Raw genomic sequence first — 21500 nt, 5'->3', positions numbered from 1 at the left:
TCAGCCCTTCGGACGCTTGAGGTACGCGACGTGCTGCTCACCCGTCGGACCGGGCAGGACCGACACCAGCTCCCAGCCGTCGCCACCCCACTGGTCGAGGATCGCCTTGGTCGCGTGCGTGAGCAGCGGCACGGTCGCGTACTCCCAGGTAGTCAATTCACTCATACCGGTGAGCCTATCCCCCGCACGTACGGGCTCCTCGATATATAGGCTCGTGCCGTGGCAGCACCGACAGACACAGCCGCGCAGGAGCGGTCGCACCCCGGCGAGCCGGGATGGCCTCCCAGTGCCGAGACGGCACGCCTGCACTTCGTCTCCGGCAAGGGCGGCACCGGCAAGTCCACCGTCGCTGCCGCTCTGGCGCTCTCGCTGGCAGCCGGCGGACGACGCGTGCTGCTGATCGAGGTCGAGGGCCGGCAGGGCATCGCGCAGCTGTTCGACGTGCCACCGTTGCCGCCGCAGGAAACCAAGATCGCGACCGCGGACGGCGGCGGCGAGGTCGTGGCGCTCGCGATCGACCTGGAGACGGCGTTCCTCGAGTACCTCGACATGTTCTACAACCTCGGGTTCGCGGGGCGCGCGATGAAGAAGATCGGGGCGGTCGAGTTCGCGACCACTCTGGCGCCGGGCCTACGCGACGTCCTGCTCACCGGCAAGATCAAGGAGTGCGTGGTCCGCACCGACAAGTCCGGTCGGCGCGTGTACGACGCGGTCGTGGTCGACGCCCCGCCCACCGGACGGATCGGGAAGTTCCTCGACGTGACCCGCGCGATGTCGGATCTGGCGAAGGGCGGGCCCATCCACTCGCAGAGTCAGGGTGTGGTGCGGTTGCTGCACTCGGAGGAGACGGTGGTGCATCTGGTGACGCTGCTCGAGGCGTTGCCGGTGCAGGAGACCGCGGACGCGGTCGCCGAGTTGGAGGCCGCGGACCTGCATCTGGGGACCGTCATCGTCAATCGCACCAACACCCAGTTCCTGCCGGACGACGCTCTCGCCGACGCCGCGAAGGGCCGGATCGACGCGGACGCGATCCGCAGCGGGCTGGCGAAGGCCGGCATCGACCTGTCCGAGGACGACTTCGCCGGGCTGCTGACCGAGACCATCGAGCACGCGGCCACGCTGGCCGCGCAGGACGAGAGCGCCGCCCAACTCGACGAGGTGAAGGTGACCCGCATGTATCTGCCCGCGCTGGTGGACGGCGTCGACCTCGGTGGGCTCTACGAGCTGTCCGAGTGCCTCACCGAGCAGGGTGTGCGATGACCCCGCCGCGGACGGCCCCGGCCCTCGACCTAGCCGGCGTCCTGACCGATCCGAAGACCCGGATCGTGGTCTGCTGCGGCGCCGGCGGTGTCGGCAAGACCACGACGGCCGCGTCGATGGCGTTGCGGGCCGCCGAACAGGGCCGCCGGGTGGCCGTGCTGACGATCGATCCTGCACGACGTCTCGCCCAGGCGCTCGGGGTGCAGGACCTCGACAACGAGCCCCAGCTGGTGCAGCTCGCGCCCGGCTCGACGGGCGAGTTGCACGCGATGATGCTGAACATGCGCCGCACGTTCGACGAGATGGTGCTCGAGCATTCCGCCCCGGACAAGGCGCAGCAGATCCTGGCGAATCCCTTCTATCAGACCGTCGCGACCTCGTTCTCGGGAACGCAGGAGTACATGGCGATGGAGAAGCTGGGCCAGCTGGCCGCCGACGACCGGTGGGACCTGGTGATCGTGGACACCCCGCCGTCGCGCAATGCTCTGGACTTCCTGGATGCCCCGCAGCGGTTGGGTGCATTCCTCGACGGCCGGATGATCCGGCTGCTCACGGCGCCGGGGCGCGGCATCGGCCGTCTCGTCACGGGCGCGATGGGCCTGGCACTCAAGGGCGTGTCGACGGTCGTGGGTAGTCAGATGCTGTCCGACGCGTCCGCGTTCGTGCAGTCTCTCGATTCGATGTTCGGGGGCTTCCGGGAACGTGCGAGCCGCACGTACGAACTGCTGCGCCAGGAGGGCACCCAGTTCGTGGTGATCGCCGCTGCGGAACCGGACGCATTGCGGGAGGCGGCCTTCTTCGTCGACCGCCTGTCCGGCGACGACATGCCGCTCGCGGGCCTGGTGTTGAACCGGACGCATCCGACGTTGTGCTCGCTGCCGTCCGATCACGCCCTCACCGGCGCCGATCTGCTGGACGACGTCGAGCCCGTCGAGCCGGCGAACGAACTGACCTCGGCCGTCCTGCGGGTGCACGCGCATCGTGCCGTGACGGCGAAGCGGGAGATCCGGTTGCTGGGCCGATTCACCGCAGCGCATCCTCGGGTGCCGATCGTCGGGGTGCCGTCACTGCCGTTCGAGGTGTCCGATCTCGAGGCACTGCGCGCTGTCGGCGATCAACTCGCGCGACAGGGCTGACAGAACCGGATCGGACCCGATCCAGTCAGAACTCGGTACAGACAGATGCGAGCAGCGGCGTCCAGGGGCCGCTGCTCGCGAACGAGTAGTGGTGACGGATCGGACCTACTCCCCGACGAGGACCGAACTGCTAGGGCGGAGGATCAGACCGCCGACTGGTGCTGGCGCTGCGCCTCGAAGAAGTCGGCCCACGACTCGACCTCGGGATGCTGCTTGAGCAGTGCGCGCCGCTGACGCTCGGTCATGCCACCCCACACACCGAACTCGACACGATTGTCGAGCGCGTCGGCACCGCATTGCATGAGGACCGGGCAGTGGCGGCAGATGGTGGCCGCTTTGCGCTGCGCTGCGCCACGAACGAAGAGCTGATCGGGGTCCACCTCGCGGCATCGGGCCTGTGCGACCCACTGGATACGGGCTTCTGCTTCCTCGTAGTCGAGCCGTGTGGCTGTGGCGGTCATCTGCATTCGGTTCCCCTTCAGTCCGAACGCCGTTCCCCACGGCGTCCAGGATGTTCACGCAATCGCTCTCGGTAGCACGCGAGGACTGCACCACATTCCTAATCCAGTGTTAGCTGTATCACACTGACTTCAGCCAATTTAGGTAAAGAACGCGCCGTGCGCAAGATCAGCTACCAAATTTCTGGTACGACCGTGCATGCTTCGCCGCAATTGCCCGAGTCGATCTGCGGCTTCACCCCACGACTCCTGCGACCGAGCGGCCGCCCACCGGGGCAATCGGTTCGTTCGACGTACTCTGTAGGGCGTGTCGAGAGCCAAAACGATCGCCAAGCTCGCGGGGTGCTCCGCGCTCGCAGGTGTCCTGCTCGCCGGATTGATGTTTCCGCTGGCAGGAGGCTTCGGATTCGCGTCCAACCGCGCCGCGGACGCCGTCAACAACGTCTCGGCGGAACTGGTGGAGGGCACTGTTCCCGCCGTCTCGACGATGACCGACGTCGCCGGCAATCCGATCGCGTGGCTCTACGAGCAACGCCGGTTCGAGGTACCCAGCGATCAGATCTCCAACGAGATGAAGTTGGCGATCGTCTCGATCGAGGACAAGCGCTTCGCCGATCATCACGGTGTCGACTGGCAGGGCACGCTGCGCGCGTTCATGACGAACACGACCAGCGGTGAGGTCCAGCAGGGCGCGTCGACGATCGACCAGCAGTACGTGAAGAACTACCAACTCCTGGTCGTCGCCCGGAACGACGCCGAGCGCCGCGCCGCGATCGAGACCACGCCGGCCCGCAAGATCCGGGAGATCCGGATGGCGCTGACGCTGGACAAGAAGCTCACGAAGGACGAGATCCTCACCCGGTACCTCAACCTGGTGCCGTTCGGGAACGGCTCGTTCGGTGTGCAGGACGCCGCGCAGACCTACTTCGGCGTCGACGCCAAGGACCTGAGCCTGACGCAGGCCGCGATGCTCGCGGGCATGGTGCAGTCCAGTTCGGCGCTCAATCCGTACACCAACGAGGAGGGCGTCCTCGAGCGCCGGAACACGGTCCTCGACACGATGATCGCCAACATCCCGGATCGGGCGAACGAGATCCGGGCGGCCAAGGACACGCCGCTCGGGGTGCTGCCCGAGCCCCAGGCGCTGCCGCGTGGCTGCATCGCGGCCGGCGACCGTGGCTTCTTCTGCGACTACGCGCTGCAGTACCTCGCCAAGGCCGGTATCAGCCGCGAGCAGATCAACAAGGGCGGCTACACGATCAAGACGACGCTCGACCCCGTCGTCCAGAACTCGGTCCATTCCGCGCTGGTGGCGAACGCCGATCCCAAGCTCGACGGCATCGCGAACGTCATGAACGTGGTCCAGCCCGGCCAGGACCAGCATCGTGTCCTGGCGATGGGGTCGAGCCGCAACTACGGCCTGGACGCCTCGGCGGAGCAGACCGTGCAGCCGCAGCCCTACACCCTCGTCGGCCACGGCGCCGGCTCGATCTTCAAGATCTTCACGACGGCCGCGGCGATGGAACAGGGACTCGGCACCAACGCGGTCCTCGACGTCCCACAACGGTTCGAGGCACGCGGCATGGGTAACGGCGGCGCACGGGGCTGTCCCGCCGCCACCTACTGCGTCGAGAACGCCAGCAACAACTACCCGGCGAAGATGTCGGTGACCGATGCGCTCGCGCAGTCTCCGAACACCGCATTCGTCAAGCTGATCGAATCCACCGGCGTCACGCCGACGGTGGACATGGCGGTCCGACTGGGCCTGCGCTCCTACACCGCAACCGGGTCGTCCGGCTTCGGTGACCAGAGCATGGCGGAGATGCAGAAGTCGCAGAACCTCGGCTCCTTCACCCTCGGCCCCACCTGGGTCAATCCGCTCGAACTCGCGAACGTCGCCGCGACCCTCGCGTCGAGCGGCAAGTGGTGCCCGCCGACGCCGATCGACTCGATCACCGACCGGGAGGGCAAGCCGGTCTCCATCACGCAGGACGCGTGCGAGCAGGTGGTCGCGCCGGGTCTGGCCGACACCCTGTCCGTCGCGATGAGCAAGGACGACGCGCCGGGCGGTACGTCCTTCGGTGCCGCCAACGCGGCGGGCTGGAAGCTGCCGATGTCGGGCAAGACCGGCACCACGGAGTCCCACATGTCGTCGGGATTCCTCGGCTTCACCAACAGCCTCGCGGCCAGCGTCCTGGTCTACGGCGACTCGACGACGCCGGGCGAGATCTGCTCGGCGCCGCTGCGCCCGTGCGGTGACGGCAACCTGTACGGCGGTACCGAACCGGCCCGGACGTGGTTCCAGGCGATGATGCCCGTCGTCGGGAACTTCGGTCCCACGACACTGCCGCCCGTCGACGACAAGTACGTCAAGGGATCACAGAACGCGCAGGTGCCCGACGTCGCCGGCATGACCCAGGACGCCGCCACGGCGGCCCTGAAGGCGGCCGGTTTCACCGTGAACGCGGTCGGCACCAAGTCGGACGCGCCCCAGGGCAGTGTCACCGGCAGTGCGCCGGCGGGACTGGCGGTACCCGGCTCCGCGGTGACGATCTACGTCAGCGACGGCTCGGTGAAGGGGGCGGCACCCGGCACTGCGGCGCCGCGGCCGACTCCGGGCGGCTGAGCGGCCGGCACGGCGACTGTTTGCGCTCCCCGCGCACCGGGTAACCGGAGTGCGCGGGGGCCCTCCGAGTCCCCTCGACCGGATCGAGGTTCCGCCATGATCGTTCTCGGCTTGATTCTGCTGCTGATCGGCTTCCTGACAGGCATCTCGATCCTGTGGACCATCGGGATCGTCCTGCTGGTGGTCGGCGTGATCCTGGCGATTCTGGGGGCGACCGGGCGTGCCGTCGGCGGTCGGCGCTACTGGTACTGACCGACCGCTCCCCAAGGTCCCGGGTTTGCCGGTCCCGCTTCCCGGGTAGCCGGGCGGGATGAACCTTCGTCATCTGTACAACAAGGCCGAGTCCGCGTCGTTCCTCGACGGTGTCAGCGCCGCGCTGCAGCACCGACTGCAGGACGGGCTGGGTCGCACGCCGGTCGGCGACCGATTACGGGGCGACTGGCTCGGGCATCCACTGCATCCCGGGCTGGTCGCGATTCCGATCGGGGCCTGGACCAGTTCGCTGATCTTCGACACGGTGCTGCGTGACCACCGGAGCGCGCGCCGCCTCATCGGTGTCGGGTTGCTCGCTCTTCCCCCGGCCCTGGCGAGCGGTTGGGCGGACTGGAGCGAACGCGATGTCCGGCAGCGTCGGGTCGGACTGCTTCATGCCGGGGCCAACGCGGTCGGGATCACGTTGATGCTGGCGTCGTTCCGTCGTCGCCGGCACGATCCCGCCGCGTCCGACGCGCTGGCGATGGGACTTTCCGTGGCCGCTCTCGGCGCGGTCGGTGCGGGCGGCGCGCTCGGCGGGCACCTCGTCTTCGGGCAGGGCGCCGGCTTGGCGATGACCCCGGCCAACGACGGCCCGGCGTTCGACCCGGTTCTCGCCGAGGTCGACGCCAGTGTCGAACCGGAATCCACGAACGGCCATCTGGCGCACATCGGACTGCACCGGCGCGAGCATCCGTGACCGGCGGGGCTACCCGCGGCCGACGGTCACCGCGACACCCCCCGGCACGGCGACGGCGTCGTTGACGATGCCGCCGAAGCACGTGAGGTTCGGCCGGCGCGGCGCGACGAGGACCGGTGCGCCCGTGTGGTCGACCGGCGTCGAATATGCCATCGGCGTGCCGAGCCGGACGCGGGCGTACGGAACCTCCGCGCACGATCCCGCCGGGCCGTAGTACCCGACCGACTGGTGCCCGAACGGCATCATCCGGCGCAGTTCGTTCTTGATCGACACGCCACCGATCGACCGCTGGACGGTGCCGTCCTCGGCGTAGGCGTGCCAGTAGTTCGATCCAGTCTGTTCGACCCGCATCGTGTAGGTCCTGCCGAGTGCGAAGTCGAAGATCTCACCGCGACAGGTCATCCCGCCGGTGCCGGGAAAGATGGGGCCGCATCCGGCCTGCTGCACATCGGGGCCGAAGTAGCTGAGGACGGTGCGGGCGACGAGGGGGCCGTCGGCGGTCGGACGTTCGATCTCGAGTCCGATGTAGCCGGTCTGCCAGTTCTGGTATCGGAAGTGCTGTCCGACCGAGAGGGGTTGCCCCGGACCGGTCACGCCGATCTCGTCGATCGTCAGCGGGAACGCGAACTCGGAGATGCCCTTGGTGCCGCCGTTGGTGGCGAGCCAGTCGATCTGGACCAGCTCACCGGGAACCACGGTGGCCGACGCGGTCGCCGGTGTGGCCACCGCGACGGCGGCGGCCACCCCGAACGCCACCGCGAGCGAACGTGCCGTCCTCGAACCGATCCACCCCATGCCGATCTCCTCCCGGTGGAGGGCTTTGCAGCCCTCGACATGGAGTTGATCTTGCACGGGGATTCGGTCGTTACGGACAGAAACGACCGAACGGGGATCCGTCGACGCCTACAGGCGGTCCTTGACGGCCTTGGAGACGCGGGATCCGTCGGCCTTGCCGGCGGCGAGCGCGGTGGCAGCCTTCATGACCTGTCCCATCTGCCGCATGCCGGGGCGCTCGCCGATCTCCTCGGCGACCTGCGCGATCGCGGTGTCGGCGACGTCGGCGAGTTCGGCATCGGTGAGCGGGGTGGGCAGGTACTCGTCGATGACCTGGGCCTCGGCGCGCTCGTTGGCGGCCAGCTCGCCACGGCCGGCCTCGGTGTAGACCTCGGCGGCCTCGCCGCGCTTCTTCGATTCCTTGGCCAGCACCTTGACGACCTCGTCGTCGGTGAGTTCGCGGGCCTCCTTACCGGACGTCTCCTCCGTCTGTACCGCGGCCAGGAGCATCCGCAGCGTGGACAGGCGCAGCGGATCCTTGGCCTTCATCGCGGCGGTGAGGTCGGTACGGAGCCTGGACTTGAGCGTGGGTGCGGAATCGGCCATGCGCCGAACGGTACGCGCCCGACGCGGTGTCCTGCACCTTCATTGCGCACACCCGTATTCTGAAATGGTGTCTGACCCCTCTCGCCACTTCCCGAACCGCAGCACCCTGAACCGGGCCGCGCTGGCCACCGCCGGCGCCGCCGCGCTGGGCGTCGGTTACGCCTCCCTGATCGAGCGCAACGCGTTCGCACTGAGAGAGGCGACGATGCCGGTCCTGGCGCCGGGATCGTCGACGCTGCGGGTGCTGCACATCAGCGATCTGCACATGATGCCGAACCAGAAGCTCAAGCAGAACTGGTTGCGGGAGCTCGATCGGCTCGAGCCGGATCTGGTGGTCAACACCGGCGACAACCTCTCGCACCAGAAGTCGGTGCCGGCCGTGGTGCAGTCGATGGGCGGCCTACTGGCCCGCCCGGGCCTGTTCGTCTTCGGCAGCAACGACTACTTCGCGCCCAAGCCGAAGAACCCGTTCAAGTACTTCAAGAAGGAGCACCGGCGGGTGCTCGGGGATCCGTTGCCGTGGGCCGATCTGCGGGCGGCGTTCACCGAGCGTGGCTGGCTGGACGCCACCCACGTGCATCGCGAACTCGAGGTCGGGGGCGTGCGGATCGCCGCGGCCGGTGTCGATGACCCGCACCTCAAGCGCGACCGGTACGACACCATCGCGGGCCCGCCGAACCCCCTCGCCCACCTCAAGCTCGGCATCACGCACTCCCCGGAGCCGCGCGTGCTGGATCGCTTCGCCGACGACGGCTACGACCTGGTCCTCGCCGGGCACACGCACGGCGGCCAGTTGTGCCTGCCGTTCTACGGCGCCCTGGTCACCAACTGCCAGCTGGACCGGTCCCGGGTCAAGGGTCCGTCGCGCTGGGGTGCGCACACCCAGCTGCACGTGTCGGCGGGCGTCGGCACGTCACCGTACGCGCCGGCCCGGTTCTGCTGCCGCCCCGAGGCGACACTGCTCACCCTCGTCCCCGCACCGCGTGACACGACGACGGAAGCACGCGGATCAGCCGCCGTGGAAAGTGCCGTTTTGGGGCGTTGACCAGGCGATTTAACCCCTGACGAATCGGTCATGTAAGCTAACCGAGGTTCAACACGGGGTGTGGCGCAGCTTGGTAGCGCGCTTCGTTCGGGACGAAGAGGTCGTGGGTTCAAATCCCGCCACCCCGACAGTGAAGAACAGAAAGACCCGGTCCGATTCACTCGGACCGGGTCTTTTTCTTTGCCTGCCTCCGACGGTGCAAGTCACAGCTCGTCGCGCCGACGGCTCACATCAGGCGGTGGCGCTGAGCGCACGCAGGACGAACGGCAGGGTGCGGGCGACGGCGGCGTCCGTGCGGTCCCCGGCGATCAGCGCGGGCCGCTGCGACTCCAGGCACGCCATCACCAGTTGTCCGGTTGCGGCCGGGTCGGCGACGGCGAATGCGCCGGCATCCATTCCGTCCTGCAGCAGTTGTTCCACCAGTTCGGCGAGCGGGGCGATGTGCGCGAAGAACTCTGCGCGATCCTCGGGAGGTAGGACCGCAGCGACGGACGCGCCGGCCACTCGCTGCAGGGAGAACTCGATGAGCACCAGCTTGATCAGCACCTGCAATCGATCGACCGGGTCGGTGCGGTCGCCCAGTTCGCGGTGCGCCAATGCGATGAAGCGCGTCATCTCCCGCTCCGACCACGCCAGCAGCAGGGCGGTCTTGTCGGGGAAGTAGTTGTAGACCGCGGTGCGCGCGACGCCCGCCTTCTCGGCGATCGACTGCAGTTTCAGGTCCTGCCATGCCTTCTCGTGCAGTTCGACGGCGAAGGCGTCGAGCATCGCCTCTCGGGTGGCGGCCTTGTGTTCGGCCAGCGTGGCGCCCCCGGTCAGCTTGGGCATGCGTTGTCCTCTCGCGGTGCTCGACTCGGCGGCAGGCCGAACAGTTCGGCCACCACCCGAGGATCACCCTGCCACTCGGCCAGAGGCTCGAGCACCAGCAGGGACGACAGCCTGCTCAGCGTCTCGGCCACCTCGGCCTGTTCGCGCTCCGTCAACTGCGCCCGCCGCGACAATCGGTCCATCTCCGCCGCGACCAGTCGGGCCGACTCTCCGCGCACCGCGGCGGCGACTCCCCGCCGCGGCGGTTGCACGGTCAGAGCTCCGCTCCGCGCAGCCGAGCGGACGCGGCCCTCACCACGGCGAGCGCGAGGACGGTCACGAGCAACATGTTCGCCACATAGGTCGCACCGACCAGTGGGATGCCGGCGCTGTGCTTGTGCAACACCGGCATGAACATCGTCGCCGCGAACAGTGCCGTCGACCATCCGACCACGTGCCCTGCCGGGCGGGCGACGAGCACGAGCGCCAGCAGGGTCAGCACCGCGAACTGGGCGGTGTAGCCGAGCATCGACAGCGTCTCCGAGGTGATCGACACCGAACCGGCGACGACGAGTTGCGCGGCACCGACCGCTGCGGCGACCAGCGCCGACACTCCCATTCCCACGGTGGCCGCCCGCCGGCCCGCCGTGAGCGGGTCGTAGGTCATGGACGGGACAGGGGTTGACCTCGATGGTTCCACAGCAGTCTCCTTTTATGACGACACGTCGTCACAAAAATTAGCACTCGACGGGGACTTCGAATCCCGGCACCCGCCCGGGTGGCCCCGCCATCGAACCGGCCGAATCTGCAGGCTAGCCTGACCTAATGTTCATACGATCGTCTCTGCGTAAGCGGACCTCCGTCCGCGTCGCGATGGTCGCCCTCGCGACCGTGTTCGCCGCCACCGCGTGCGGCTCCTCCGACGGCGCCACCGACGCCCCGGCCGGCAACACCGACGTCGCAACCGGTGGCCGCCTGTTCGCCACCGCCGACACCGCGACCGCCGCACTCGGCAGCGACGCGCAGCCCGGTCAGTTCCCGCGCACCGTCACGCATGCTCTGGGCGAGACCGTCATCGAGAAGAAGCCGGAGCGCGTCGTCGTGCTCGACGGCGGCGAGCTCGACGACGTCCTGTCGCTCGGCATCACGCCGGTCGGCATCGCGAGCCCCGAGGGCGCCGCAGGGCAGCCGTCGTACCTGGCGGACAAGCTGGCGGGCGTCCCCGACGTGGGCACCACCAACAACCTCAACCTCGAGGCCATCGTCGCGCTGCAGCCCGATCTGATCCTGGGCAGCAAGCTGCGTGCCGACAAGACGTACCCGCGTCTGGCGGAGATCGCGCCGACGGTGTTCAGCATCCGTCCCGGCTTCCCGTGGAAAGAGAACTTCCTGCTCGTAGCCGACGCGGTCGGCGAGGAGACGAAGGCCGAGTCGGTGCTCAACGACTACCAGACCCGCGCCGACGAGGTCCGCGACAGCATCCAGGGCGATCCGTCGATCTCGCTGGTGCGCTTCATGTCCGGCAAGACCCGTCTGTACGGCAACCTGTCGTTCATCGGCGTGATCCTGCAGGACGTCGGACTGCGTCGCCCCGACATCCAGAACATCGAGGAACTGGCCGTCGAGGTCAGCCCCGAGACCATCACGCAGGCCGACGGCGACTGGATCTTCTACTCCACGTACGGCAAGCCCGACACCACCGCCGAGGGCCAGGTGCTGGGCGGCCCGCTGTGGTCGAGCATGAGCGCGGTGAAGAACGGCCAGGCCGTGCCGGTGTCCGACGAGACGTGGTTCCTGGCGCTGGGCCCGACGGGCGCGATGATCGTGCTCGACGACCTGGACAACCTGCTCGGCGGCAAGCAGTAGACCTCCGACCCGCGGCGAGGCCCGGCACCGATTCGGTGCCGGGCCTCGCGGTTATCGTGGCCGCATGGACGAGTCGCTGACCCTGCAGAAGGCCCTGCTCCAGCTCGACCACGGTCGGGTCGAGAAGGCGGAGGTCACGCTGCGTGAGCTGCTCGAGCGCTCCCAGCCCGGCGTGGTCCGGATACGCGCGCTCGTCGTCTACGGCGACCTTCTGCACCAGCTGGGACGGGCAGACAAGGCGACCGCGCTCCTAGAGTCCGCACTGCGGGAAGCCCCGGAACTCGATGTCGACGACCTGCTCGACATGGAGCTGGAACGGGCCCGGGACCTCCTTGGGATGGCCCCGGAATAACCTCGGCAGGGTCGTGGTTGAATGGTTCGGATCGGCGGCTCCGTGTCCCCCGGGCTCAATTTCACCGCCTCCGCAGAGTTCCGTTCGGCTGGAGCTGCGTTGCGCCTTTCGCCGTGAGGCGACCGAGCCGCCGGTCCGCCTTCCTTCCGAGAAGCTCCCTGCGACGCCGAATCCGGCAGGCTAGGGAAGTACTGCGGTCGCTTCGACCTCGACCATGAGATCCGGTTCCCCCAGGGACGCGACTCCCAGGAGAGTGATCGGCTTGACCGGATCGATCCCCATCTTCTCGGCCGCCCGAGTCACCCCCTCACCCAGAAGTGGCATCTTGTCCGGGGTCCAGTCGACAACGTAGATGGTCAGCTTCGCCACGTCGGCGAACGACCCGCCGATCTCGGTTAGGGCCGTTCCGATGTTGAGGTACGCCTGCTCGACCTGTGCGGCGAAGTCGCCCTCACCGACCGGCCTTCCGTCCGCATCACGAGCGACCTGTCCTGCGAGGAAAACGATCCGCGAGCCCGTCGAGATTGACAGTTGCCGGTAGGCGTCAGGCTTCGGCAGGCCCTCCGGGTTGATCAAGGTAACTGGCATGTCAGCTCTCGTCTCTGTCCGGATCGGGCGGGCGGTCACGAGAAAACATAGCAGCGTTATATATGGTTTCGTCGTGGTTAGAGCGAAGGATCCAGCGGTCCGGGAACTGTTGGTGGAGCGAGCGGCCCGGATGCTCCGCGGTCGGGAGCCGATCACGATTCGCGCTCTCGTTGCCGGGACCGGCGTATCCACGATGGCCGTCTACACGTACTTCGGCGGCATGGACGGCCTGTGGATGGCGGTACGACAGGAAGGATTCACACGCCTGGCGGCAATTCTCGAGGAGTCCCAGGTCTCCGACGATCCCGTTCGGGACTTGGTTGCCCTGGGTTCCGCCTACGTATCCAATGCGCTGGCGAATCCTGACCTCTATCGCGTCATGTTCGACGACACCATCGAACTCGCGGATCCCCTGGCCGCAGATGAAACCTTGAGGTATCTCGTACGTGCTGTGGAACGAGCAAAGCTCGCCGGACGTTTGTCCGATGCGGTCGTTGCGTCCGACCTCGCGACCCAGTGTTGGATCATCGGCCATGGGCTGACCTCGTTGGTTGCGACCGGACCTCTCTCAGGGGATGTGCTCGACTACGGCGCGACGATGTTGACCGCGCTGTTGATCGACGCGGGCGACGAACCTGCGCAGTGCGCGCGTTCCGTAGCGGACGGATGGGGCGCGCACCGACTCGATGTCGGCGACGTCTAGCGGTTGCTCGAACCCGCGCCGGGCTTCTCGATCACCTCGAGGAACCGACCGGCCCGCTGCAGATCGACGGCATCTTCGTCGCTCAGGTCGAGGAACCAGTCGCACTGCCAGGCCTGGGACCGCTTCGCCTGTGGATTGCTCGTGGCCGACCAGAGTGGATACACCCGAAATCCACGCTTGCCGCCGACACCGTCGACCGACACGATGCCGCGGCTCGCGAGAACGCCGGCCGGGAAGGCGAACGCCCCGAAGCGCTCCCCCTCCCGGGCCGTGACGACCAGGCCGCCCACGCCATCCTCCGCCGGGAACGGTTCGGTCGACCCGCCGACAGCGCGACGCCACACGGAGACGAACAGCCCCACCTTCGTCGGGGTGAGCTTGCCGACCCGGAACCGGATCGCCGTTCGGCCGACATCGGACACCGCCGCCCCGTAGTCGGCGTTGTCGGGCTCGGCCAGGGCGGGTGAGCACCTCCAGCCGAGACCGTCGACGAGACCGATCACATGCGCGACGTCCGGGTGGACGGCATCAGAAACCACGACAACTCCAAGCGAATTTTCCCCCGCCCGAAGCTACCGGACGCCCCGCTACGGCAGCAGTCGGTCGTGGAAGCTGTTGGCGAAGACGCGGTGCGGGTCGTGCGCGTTGAGGGACGCCCGCGCCGCCTCCCAGTTCCCCGAGGCCGGGATTCCGGTCGTGTAGGCGGCGGGCAGGGTCTGCCCGAGCCACTCGGGATCGCGGTGGCCTCCCTGACGGTCGAATCCCCAACCCTTGGCCCACTCCGAGCGGAACGTCGCGTAGTCACCCGAATAGTGCTGCGCCATCCAACGTTCCATCTCGCGGAAGTACTCCGCAGCCCCGGGCGTGCCGGGCAGCGTCACGACGTTCATCCAGATGCAGGTGTCCCACTCGGGATGGTCGGGGCGCGGACGCACCGCGGACAGATTCGGCGGGCCGGCCGACTCGACCAGCACTTCCGCCTGATCGTCGATCTTGCACATGCGGACTTCGAAGGGCCCGTTGATCGGATACTTGCCGCGCCAGGCCAGGTCGCTCATGCGCTTGCGGTGCCACGTCGTGAACTCGTTGATCACGCGCTGAATGTTGGAGCGCTTGGTGACGACGACGCCACCGCCGGCGGTCACTCGCAAGGTCGAGGCACGGAGGTAGAAGAGCAGGTCCTTCGACCAGCCCCACAGGTCGTCGGTGTCGGTGGCCGCCAGGCCCGCGGAGACGGCCGTCAACTGTGCGATCCCGAATCCCGGCGTCCCGACCCCCAATCCCGCCGCACCCTTTCCGAGCAGCTTGGTGATCGATTCGGGGATGGTGTCGGAGAACGAGTAGTTGTAGGGCCCGGTCACCTCCCGAGACTGGGACGGCTTCACCGGTGTCGGGGTCCACACCTTCAGCCACGGGTGCTCGGTGAACGGGAACCAGATCGCCTCGACGCGGCCCGACTGCTCGACGAAACTCTCGTAGGTGCGGCCCCGCGATCCCGGCGTCCCGAACATCTCCCGTGCGGGAATGTCGAGGAAGCTCTGGCACCGCAACCGGGTGTCGGCGCCGGCCTGGAGCGTCACCGAGGTGACGAAGCTGCGGCCCAGATGGGTGAGCAGTGCGGTGATCTCGGGATCCGCCCGGGTGAACTCACGCAGCACGAACCGGTCGGTGGCGCCGTCCCACACCACGGCCGTCATCGCGGTCACGAGATTCGACAACGATCCGAACGACTGACCGGGGGTGACCGTCTCCCCCGCCGCCGGGTAGGTAGCGCCGTGCGCGCCGATCGCGAGGACCCCGGCGATCGAGAGGTCACCGATCGCCGGCGAGTTCGCCCACCCGAGACCCTGCTGTTGCAGTGCGGTCAGGATCGCCTCGAGGCTCGCACCGCCACCGGCGGTCACCGTGGCCGGCGTGCCGTTCGGGTCGACGCTCACCGCATTCAGGTGCGTCATCGTGTCGACCAGCAGCATCTTCTCGATGTTCTCGCCGGGCACGACGGTGAGCGGACTCCAGCCGTGCATGGTGCCCTTCGCACGGACGCGATAGCCGTTGTCCTTGGCCCAGTTCGCGATCCGGACCACGTCGTCGGGGGTGCGCGCCGTCGCGGTCCAGACGGCGTCGAAGGTGATGTCCTTGGCCCAGTTGACGTAGCCCTGCTGCGACAGCGGGATGTCCTGAGGGAAGGCCGGCGGCAACGCGATGGTGACCCGCGGATCCCCCGCCGGCAGGGCGAGAGCGGGGGTCCATCCGGTCGCGGCCAGTGCGGCGGCGCCGGCCGTCGCGGCGAGAAATCCCCTGCGGGACAGTCTGTTATCGCGTGGTTCCACGAATCGAGCTCCGATCATGTCGACGGGAATCAAACAAGCGGCAGGACGGTTCCCGCCCGGCAGTCAACGTAGCCCACGGAGCATTTCGATGCCGGTGGATTCGGAAATGCCGTTTCGTGGACACTCGGGAGCCGGCCCGCGCCCTGCCGACAACGTGGGGCATGCCGACGTCCGTGGTGGACGTCGGCATGCCCGTTCTTCAGTTGTTCTGCGCGACAGCGGACTACGGCAGGAAACGGTCGTGGAAGCTGTTGGCGAAGACGCGGTGCGGGTCGTGCGCGTTGAGGGACGCCTTCGCCGCCGCGAAGTTGCCCGACGCCGGGATCCCGGTGGTGTAGGTGGCCGGGAGGGTCTGGTCGAGCCACTCGGGATCGCGGTAGCCGCCCTGGTCGGTGAAGCCCCAACCCTTGGCCCACTCGGAGCGGAACGTCGCGTAGTCGCCCGAATAGTGCTGCGCCATCCAGCGTTCCATCTCGCGGAAGTACTCCGCAGCCCCGTGGGTGCCGGGCAGGGTCACGACGTTCATCCAGATGCAGGTGTCCCACTCGGGATGGTCGGGGCGCGGGCGCACCGCGGACAGGTTCGGCGGGCCGGCCGATTCGACGAGCACCTCGGCGTCGTCGTCGACCTTGCACATGCGGACCTCGAAGGGCCCGTTGATCGGATACTGGCCCTGCGCGGCCAGTTCGGACATGCGTCCGTTGTGCCACGTCGTGAACTCGTTGATCACCCGCTGAATGTTCGACCGCTTCGTGACGACGACACCACCGCCCGCGGTGACCCGCATCGTGGTGTGCCGCAGGTAGAACAGCACGTCCTTGGACCAGCCCCAGAGGTCGTCGGTGTCGGTGAGCGCGAGTCCGGCCTGCACCGCCGCCAACTGTCCGACGCCGAATGCCGGCGTGGCACCCTGGATACCGCCCGCCACCTGGCCCAGCAGGTCGGTGAGCGGCTCGGGGAGGTTGTCGGTGAAGAAGTAGTTGTAGGGCCCGAACACTTCCCGGGATTCCGCCGGCTTCACCGGCGTCGGGCTCCAGATCTTGAGCCACGGCTTGTCGGTGAACGGGAACCAGATCGCCTCGACGCGGCCCGACTGCTCGACGAATCGTTCGTACGTCCGGCCGGGGGATCCGGTGGGCGCGAACATTTCCTGCCACGGGATGTCCATGATGCTCTGGCAGCGCAGGCGGGCGTTGGCGCCGGCCTGGAGCGTCACCGAGATGACGAAGCTGCGGCCCAGATGGGTGAGCAGCGCGGTGATCTCGGGATCGGCGCGAGTGAAGTCCTGCAGCACGAACCGGTCGGTGGCGCCGTCCCACACCACGGCCGTCATCGCGGTCACGAGATTCGACAGCGATCCGAACGACTGACCGGGGGTGACCGTCTCCCCCGCCGCCGGGTAGGTAGCGCCGTGCGCGCCGATCGCGAGGACCCCGGCGATGGAGAGGTCACCGATCGCCGGCGAGTTCGCCCACCCGAGACCCTGCTGTTGCAGTGCGGTCAGGATCGCCTCGAGGCTCGCACCGCCACCGGCGGTCACCGTGGCCGGCGTGCCGTTCGGGTCGACGCTCACCGCATTCAGGTGCGTCATCGTGTCGACCAGCAGCATCTTCTCGATGTTCTCGCCGGGCACGACGGTGAGCGGACTCCAGCCGTGCATGGTGCCCTTCGCACGGACGCGATAGCCGTTGTCCTTGGCCCAGTTCGCGATCCGGACCACGTCGTCGGGGGTGCGCGCGGTCGCGGTCCAGACGGCGTCGAAGCGGATGTCCTTCGCCCAGTTGACGTAGCCCTGCTGGGCCAGCGGAATGTCCTGAGGGAACGCGGGCGGTACCGGCAGGGGCGACACCGGGCCGCCACCGGAACCGGTCGAGCCCGCTGCCGGTAGTGCGAACGCCGGGGACCAACCCATGCCCGTCAGCGCGGCGGCACCTGCCGCCGCCCCGGCGGCCCTGCCGAGGAACCCTCTGCGCGACATGTCGTTACGCGATCGATCCGCAGCCTTCGCATCATCGTCCACACTCACCGGTTCGGCTCCGATCCACTCGTCGGGGTGACGGCACCGCCGACTCCGCCGACTCCGCCGCGCACGATCTCGAGTCAAACTAGAACAAATCGCGTTCCGATGCCAGTGGTTCCCTAATTCCGGCTGCGGGGAACATGGGTGGGTGCCGCTACTTCTCGGTCATCTGCACCGACGTCCGCAACGCATCGGTGATCGCCTCGGGCGCCCCGTCGACCGACCAGACCGCGAGACCGACGGCCAGGATCGTCAGCGCCGGGCCCAGCACGGCCTTCTCGAAACCACCGCCCGCGCGGATCGCGAGGAACGACGGCAATCGCAACTCCCACCATCTCCGCCCCCGCCACGGCACGAACGGTGCGAGGAACGGCACCCCCTCCTTGGTGATCATGTCGCCGAGGCAGTGCGTGGCGCAGCCGAGGGCGACCGCGACGCCGAGTCCGGTCGACCCCACCTGGTCCGGGAAGAACTGCCACGTCAGGATCGACAGGAACGCCGCCACGCCGGTGACGACGAGCCATCCCTTGTCCCGCGCCCAGTCCCCCACCAGGCCACGCAGTGCCAACCCGAGCGTGAAGAACAACGTGACGATGATGGCGGGCCGGCCGAACTGTCCGACCAACGCCGATATCCCCATGCCCAGACCCACCGCGAACAGGGCGGTGTGGGTGAGGGTGCGGTGCCCACCGCGCCGGTTGGGGTCCTTGCGCCCCTTCGTCACCCGGTACACCCCGACGGACAGGGCGTCGACGCCCGCGGCGAGGGTTCTGCTGATCGGACCGAACGACCGCGCGACGGTGGACTGGTTGGTGTCCAGGTCCGGCAGCAGCGCGGCCCCGGCGCACACGCCCGCGAACGCAAAGGTCTCCGCGGTGGACGTGGGTCCACCCCAGTCGGTCGGGAGCAGGTCCGCGACGGCGAGGCCGACGACGGCACCGGACATTGCATGGGTAGCACCCATAACCATGGGATACAGCACCTTTCGAGCAGTACAGCAGGTCACCGACAGCGAAGGGGCCCGAGGCGGCAGCCTCGGACCCCTTGCCGGGAACGCTAGCAACGACCTCCGACACGCCGCTCCGGCGACCGCGACCGGCCCACCATCGGCCCGGGGCTGGCCTAGATTGACGCGCATGACGGCCACGAATGTCTCGTCCACCGTGCCGGGCCGGCTCAGCGCCGCCACCATTCGGGGCTACGCGCTGGGCTCGGTCGGAACCGGCGGCTTCTCCACCCTGCCGGGGCTGGTGCTCGCCTACTACCTGACCGACACGCTGGGGGTCGCCGCGGCCGTGGCCACCTTCGTGGTGTTCGCGCCGAAGGCACTGGACGTGGTGCTCAATCCGGCGATCGGCTCGTGGAGCGACTCCTGGGCCCGGCGGACCGGGAGCCGACGGCGGTTCCTCACTGTCGGCGCCGTGCTGCTGCCGATATTCTTCGCCCTCACCTTCGCGGTGCCCAACGGTGTCGGTGCCGCGGGCGGTGCGGTGTGGGTCGCGATCGCGTTCATCGCGTCCGCGATGGCGTTCAGCATGTTCCAGGTTCCGTACATCGCGATGCCCGCCGAACTCACCGACGACTACCACGAGCGGGCACGCCTGATGGCGTGGCGTGTCGCGGTTCTCGGCATCGCGATCCTCCTCTTCGGGGCGGGCGGACCGGAACTGCGTGAACTGGGCGGCGGCGGCCGCTGGGGCTATCTCGTGATGGGCGTCGTCGCCGGCGCGTTGCTGGGACTGGGCATGTTCGCGGCGTCCCGCGTAGCCCCGCGCCGACCCGTGTCGGAACCGTCGCTCGGTGAGGACACGTCGTTCGCGGCGTCGTTGCGTGTCGTCCGGTCCAGCCGTCCGTTCCGGATGCTGCTGACGGCGTCGGCCCTGCAGGCCTTCGCGACAGGCACGATGCTGGCTGCCGCGCAGTACGCCGCCACCTACGTACTCGGCAACGAGCGGTCGGTGTCGATCCTGTTCGCCGCGCTGGTCGGTCCGGCCGTCGCGGTGATGCCGTTGTGGTCGCGCTCGGTCCGGGCATGGGGCAAGCGACGCGCCTACCTGCTGGCGTCGAGCCTGTTCCTCGCCGCGAACGTCGCACTGCTGAGCCTGCTGGTGGGTACCGGGTGGTGGGTGTACGCGGTGGTCGCGGTGGCCGGCGTCGGCTACGCGGGCATGCAGATGCTGGGCATGTCGATGCTGCCCGACGTCATCAGCGACCACGAGCGGCGCGAGGGCGGCACCGTTCGCGCCGGAGCGTTCAGCGGGGTGTGGACGGCCGTCGAGACCATCGGCCTGGCTCTCGGTCCTGCTCTCGTGCTCGCGATCCTCGCGCTCACCGGCTTCGTCTCGTCCACCGGTGACACGCAGGTGACGCAGTCCCAGACCGCGATCGACGGTATCGCGCTGGCGATCTCGGCGGCCCCGGCGATCCTCACCGCACTGAGCATCGTCGCGCTCGCGCGGTACCGCCTCGCCGCCGAGACCACCAACTCCCAGAACGGAAGCCACTGATGCAGTTCCGCCACGATCCCGCCGACGTCCTCGCACGCCTCGACGCCCTCCGCGCAGCCGACGCCCCGACGTCGGGCGGGCGCCTGCTGTCGTACGTGTACGACCCGGGTGTCGCCGAACTCGCGGACCTGGCGGGGGCCGCGGCGCTGCGGGTGCAGTCACTGAACGGTCTGGACCCCACCACGTTTCCGTCGATCGCGGCGATGGAGCGTGATCTCGTCGACCTGGGCCGCCGTGTGCTCGCGGGCGGCGATCCCGACGTCGTCGGCTCCGTCACGAGCGGTGGCACCGAAAGTTGCATGCTCGCGGTGAAATCCGCGCGGGACACGTGGCGACGGCGAACCGGGGCCGAGCATCGTCCGACGCTGCTGATCGGCGCGACGGCGCACGCGGCCTTCCACAAGGCGGCCCAGCACCTGGATCTGCGACTCGAGGTGCTGCCGGTGGATCCCGTCACCGCGCGCCTGCGTCCCGAGGATGTCGCGGCGGCCCTGTCGCCCGACGTGGCACTGGTCGTCGCGAGCACGCCGTCGTATGCGCACGGAGCCCTCGATCCCGTCGCGCAGATCGCCGAACTGTGTGCAGCCCAGGACGTCCCGCTGCACGTGGACGGCTGCATCGGCGGCTGGGTGCTGCCGTGGTGGCCGGGACCGACGCCGCCGTGGGACCTGACGGTGCCGGGAGTGGCCAGCCTGTCGGTGGACCTGCACAAGTACGGGTACGCCCCCAAGGGGGTGTCTCTGCTGCTCTACCGCGACCGGGACCGGCACCGCGCGCACTGGTTCGCCACCACGTCGTGGCCCGGCTACTCGGTGGTCAATCCGACGCTGCTGGGCTCGCGCAGCGTCATGCCGATCGCGGCCGGTTGGGCGGTGACGCAGGCCCTCGGCGAGGAGGGGTTCGCGGAACTGGTCGGGCCGATCGCGCGGGCGACCGCTCGGATCCGTGACGCGGTCGCGGGCATCGAGGGGTTGCGGGTCGTCGGCGATCCCGTCGGCCCACTGCTGGCGATCGCGGCGGACGGTGCGGTACCCCCGGAGCGCCGCGTCGACCCGCACCGCTGGTCCGACGCCGCGAGCAACGACGGGTGGGCGCTGCAACCGCAGCCCCAGCACACCCAGTCGGACGGCACCGTGCTGCCGCGCACCACGCACCTGACGATCACGCCGGTGACCGAACGGGTCGTCGACGACCTGATCGCGGCGCTGGAGAAGGCGGCGGACCACACCCGCGGGGTCCCGGGCGCGCAGGCCCCCGCCGACCTGGTCGCGGCCGCCGCACAGATCGATCCCGCCGACCTCACCAGCGAGGTCAGCGCCGCCGTCCTCGGGCTCGCCGGACTCGACCCGAAGGCCGGGCTGACGGGCCCCCAGGCGGACGTCCTCGCCCTGATCGAGGCGTTGCCGGCGGCGGTCGCCCAACGACTGCTGATCGAGTTCCTGGCACGGTTCCTCGAGCCGTGACCGTCAC

The 21500-nt window shown here is 68.7% G+C and carries 23 protein-coding genes and 1 tRNA gene; 12 read left to right on the top strand and 12 right to left on the bottom strand.

Annotated features, from left to right (window positions below):
* A complete protein-coding gene (locus tag IJ15_RS26080; protein ID WP_156112120.1) occupies window positions 1–165 on the bottom strand; it encodes a DUF4177 domain-containing protein in 165 nt (54 codons plus the stop codon).
* A 54-nt stretch (window positions 166–219) separates the two neighbouring features.
* Here IJ15_RS26080 and IJ15_RS0115670 point away from each other — a divergent pair, with 54 nt between their 5' ends.
* Window positions 220–1260, top strand: coding sequence for an ArsA-related P-loop ATPase (locus IJ15_RS0115670; protein ID WP_031939292.1), 1041 nt, complete (start codon window positions 220–222; stop codon window positions 1258–1260).
* Window positions 1257–2396 (top strand): ArsA family ATPase, encoded by a 1140-nt coding sequence (locus IJ15_RS0115665; protein ID WP_031939291.1) that lies wholly within the window; start codon window positions 1257–1259, stop codon window positions 2394–2396. The genes IJ15_RS0115670 and IJ15_RS0115665 overlap by 4 nt, the downstream gene beginning before the upstream one ends.
* A gap of 143 nt (window positions 2397–2539) precedes the next feature.
* Here the strand turns inward: IJ15_RS0115665 and IJ15_RS0115660 are convergent, their stop codons facing one another.
* Complete coding sequence (locus tag IJ15_RS0115660; protein ID WP_156112119.1) at window positions 2540–2857, bottom strand: WhiB family transcriptional regulator; 318 nt, start codon at window positions 2855–2857, stop codon at window positions 2540–2542.
* Window positions 2858–3179: 322 nt separating this feature from the next.
* On the opposite strand from IJ15_RS0115660, the gene IJ15_RS0115655 reads away from it, so the two are divergent.
* The 3 genes from IJ15_RS0115655 (at window position 3180) to IJ15_RS0115645 (ending at window position 6432) form a co-directional block, all read left to right on the top strand.
* Window positions 3180–5480, top strand: coding sequence for a transglycosylase domain-containing protein (locus tag IJ15_RS0115655; protein ID WP_051918995.1), 2301 nt, complete (start codon window positions 3180–3182; stop codon window positions 5478–5480).
* A 96-nt stretch (window positions 5481–5576) separates the two neighbouring features.
* Window positions 5577–5732 (top strand): DUF6131 family protein, encoded by a 156-nt coding sequence (locus IJ15_RS26445; protein ID WP_197059840.1) that lies wholly within the window; start codon window positions 5577–5579, stop codon window positions 5730–5732.
* 58 nt (window positions 5733–5790) lie between these two features.
* Entirely contained in the window at window positions 5791–6432 is a 642-nt protein-coding gene (locus IJ15_RS0115645) for a DUF2231 domain-containing protein (RefSeq protein WP_031939288.1), read from the top strand.
* A gap of 9 nt (window positions 6433–6441) precedes the next feature.
* On the opposite strand, the gene IJ15_RS0115640 is transcribed toward IJ15_RS0115645, so the two are convergent.
* Both IJ15_RS0115640 and IJ15_RS0115635 read right to left on the bottom strand, forming a co-directional pair.
* Window positions 6442–7227: a hypothetical protein gene (locus IJ15_RS0115640; protein ID WP_031939287.1), complete on the bottom strand. Its 786-nt coding sequence runs from the start codon at window positions 7225–7227 to the stop codon at window positions 6442–6444.
* A gap of 108 nt (window positions 7228–7335) precedes the next feature.
* Window positions 7336–7812 (bottom strand): GatB/YqeY domain-containing protein, encoded by a 477-nt coding sequence (locus IJ15_RS0115635; protein ID WP_031939286.1) that lies wholly within the window; start codon window positions 7810–7812, stop codon window positions 7336–7338.
* 64 nt (window positions 7813–7876) lie between these two features.
* Here IJ15_RS0115635 and IJ15_RS0115630 point away from each other — a divergent pair, with 64 nt between their 5' ends.
* Window positions 7877–8857 carry a metallophosphoesterase gene (locus IJ15_RS0115630; protein ID WP_031939285.1) on the top strand — a complete coding sequence of 327 codons (981 nt, stop codon included), beginning with the start codon at window positions 7877–7879 and terminating at the stop codon, window positions 8855–8857.
* A gap of 54 nt (window positions 8858–8911) precedes the next feature.
* Window positions 8912–8985: transfer RNA gene (locus tag IJ15_RS0115625), tRNA-Pro, on the top strand.
* A gap of 103 nt (window positions 8986–9088) precedes the next feature.
* On the opposite strand, the gene IJ15_RS0115620 is transcribed toward IJ15_RS0115625, so the two are convergent.
* From IJ15_RS0115620 to IJ15_RS26075, 3 genes are read right to left on the bottom strand one after another with little or no spacing between them, the layout of a single operon-like run.
* Entirely contained in the window at window positions 9089–9685 is a 597-nt protein-coding gene (locus IJ15_RS0115620; protein WP_031939284.1) for a TetR/AcrR family transcriptional regulator, read from the bottom strand.
* Entirely contained in the window at window positions 9673–9936 is a 264-nt protein-coding gene (locus IJ15_RS0115615) for an XRE family transcriptional regulator (protein WP_231569551.1), read from the bottom strand. Before IJ15_RS0115615 ends, IJ15_RS0115620 begins: the two co-directional genes overlap by 13 nt.
* A gap of 2 nt (window positions 9937–9938) precedes the next feature.
* Entirely contained in the window at window positions 9939–10331 is a 393-nt protein-coding gene (locus IJ15_RS26075; protein WP_156112118.1) for a hypothetical protein, read from the bottom strand.
* 158 nt (window positions 10332–10489) lie between these two features.
* Between IJ15_RS26075 and IJ15_RS0115605 the strand changes: the two genes are divergently transcribed.
* Both IJ15_RS0115605 and IJ15_RS0115600 read left to right on the top strand, forming a co-directional pair.
* Complete coding sequence (locus tag IJ15_RS0115605) at window positions 10490–11530, top strand: ABC transporter substrate-binding protein (protein ID WP_031939281.1); 1041 nt, start codon at window positions 10490–10492, stop codon at window positions 11528–11530.
* A 64-nt stretch (window positions 11531–11594) separates the two neighbouring features.
* Window positions 11595–11882, top strand: coding sequence for a tetratricopeptide repeat protein (locus IJ15_RS0115600; protein WP_031939280.1), 288 nt, complete (start codon window positions 11595–11597; stop codon window positions 11880–11882).
* Window positions 11883–12062: 180 nt separating this feature from the next.
* Here the strand turns inward: IJ15_RS0115600 and IJ15_RS0115595 are convergent, their stop codons facing one another.
* Entirely contained in the window at window positions 12063–12470 is a 408-nt protein-coding gene (locus IJ15_RS0115595) for a RidA family protein (RefSeq protein WP_031939279.1), read from the bottom strand.
* Here IJ15_RS0115595 and IJ15_RS0115590 point away from each other — a divergent pair.
* Entirely contained in the window at window positions 12469–13173 is a 705-nt protein-coding gene (locus IJ15_RS0115590) for a TetR/AcrR family transcriptional regulator (protein WP_231569550.1), read from the top strand. The genes IJ15_RS0115595 and IJ15_RS0115590 overlap by 2 nt on opposite strands.
* On the opposite strand, the gene IJ15_RS0115585 is transcribed toward IJ15_RS0115590, so the two are convergent.
* The 4 genes from IJ15_RS0115585 to IJ15_RS0115570 form a co-directional block, all read right to left on the bottom strand.
* A complete protein-coding gene (locus IJ15_RS0115585) occupies window positions 13170–13712 on the bottom strand; it encodes a MepB family protein (protein WP_081880760.1) in 543 nt (180 codons plus the stop codon). The genes IJ15_RS0115590 and IJ15_RS0115585 overlap by 4 nt on opposite strands.
* Before the next feature lie 48 nt (window positions 13713–13760).
* Entirely contained in the window at window positions 13761–15521 is a 1761-nt protein-coding gene (locus IJ15_RS0115580) for a cholesterol oxidase substrate-binding domain-containing protein (RefSeq protein WP_051918966.1), read from the bottom strand.
* A 205-nt stretch (window positions 15522–15726) separates the two neighbouring features.
* The gene (locus tag IJ15_RS0115575) at window positions 15727–17481 is read right to left on the bottom strand and encodes a cholesterol oxidase substrate-binding domain-containing protein (RefSeq protein ID WP_031939275.1); all 1755 of its coding nucleotides are present in this window, start codon (window positions 17479–17481) and stop codon (window positions 15727–15729) included.
* 196 nt (window positions 17482–17677) lie between these two features.
* Window positions 17678–18493, bottom strand: a complete 816-nt coding sequence (locus tag IJ15_RS0115570; protein ID WP_031939274.1) for a metal-dependent hydrolase — start codon at window positions 18491–18493, stop codon at window positions 17678–17680.
* A gap of 166 nt (window positions 18494–18659) precedes the next feature.
* Between IJ15_RS0115570 and IJ15_RS0115565 the strand changes: the two genes are divergently transcribed.
* Window positions 18660–20030: an MFS transporter gene (locus tag IJ15_RS0115565; protein WP_031939273.1), complete on the top strand. Its 1371-nt coding sequence runs from the start codon at window positions 18660–18662 to the stop codon at window positions 20028–20030.
* The gene (locus tag IJ15_RS0115560) at window positions 20030–21493 is read left to right on the top strand and encodes a pyridoxal phosphate-dependent decarboxylase family protein (RefSeq protein ID WP_031939272.1); all 1464 of its coding nucleotides are present in this window, start codon (window positions 20030–20032) and stop codon (window positions 21491–21493) included. The genes IJ15_RS0115565 and IJ15_RS0115560 overlap by 1 nt, the downstream gene beginning before the upstream one ends.
* Window positions 21494–21500: the final 7 nt, after the last annotated feature.

This window comes from Prescottella defluvii (assembly GCF_000738775.1).
Lineage (GTDB): Bacteria > Actinomycetota > Actinomycetes > Mycobacteriales > Mycobacteriaceae > Prescottella > Prescottella defluvii.
This window is presented reverse-complemented; position numbering and strand designations above follow the sequence as displayed.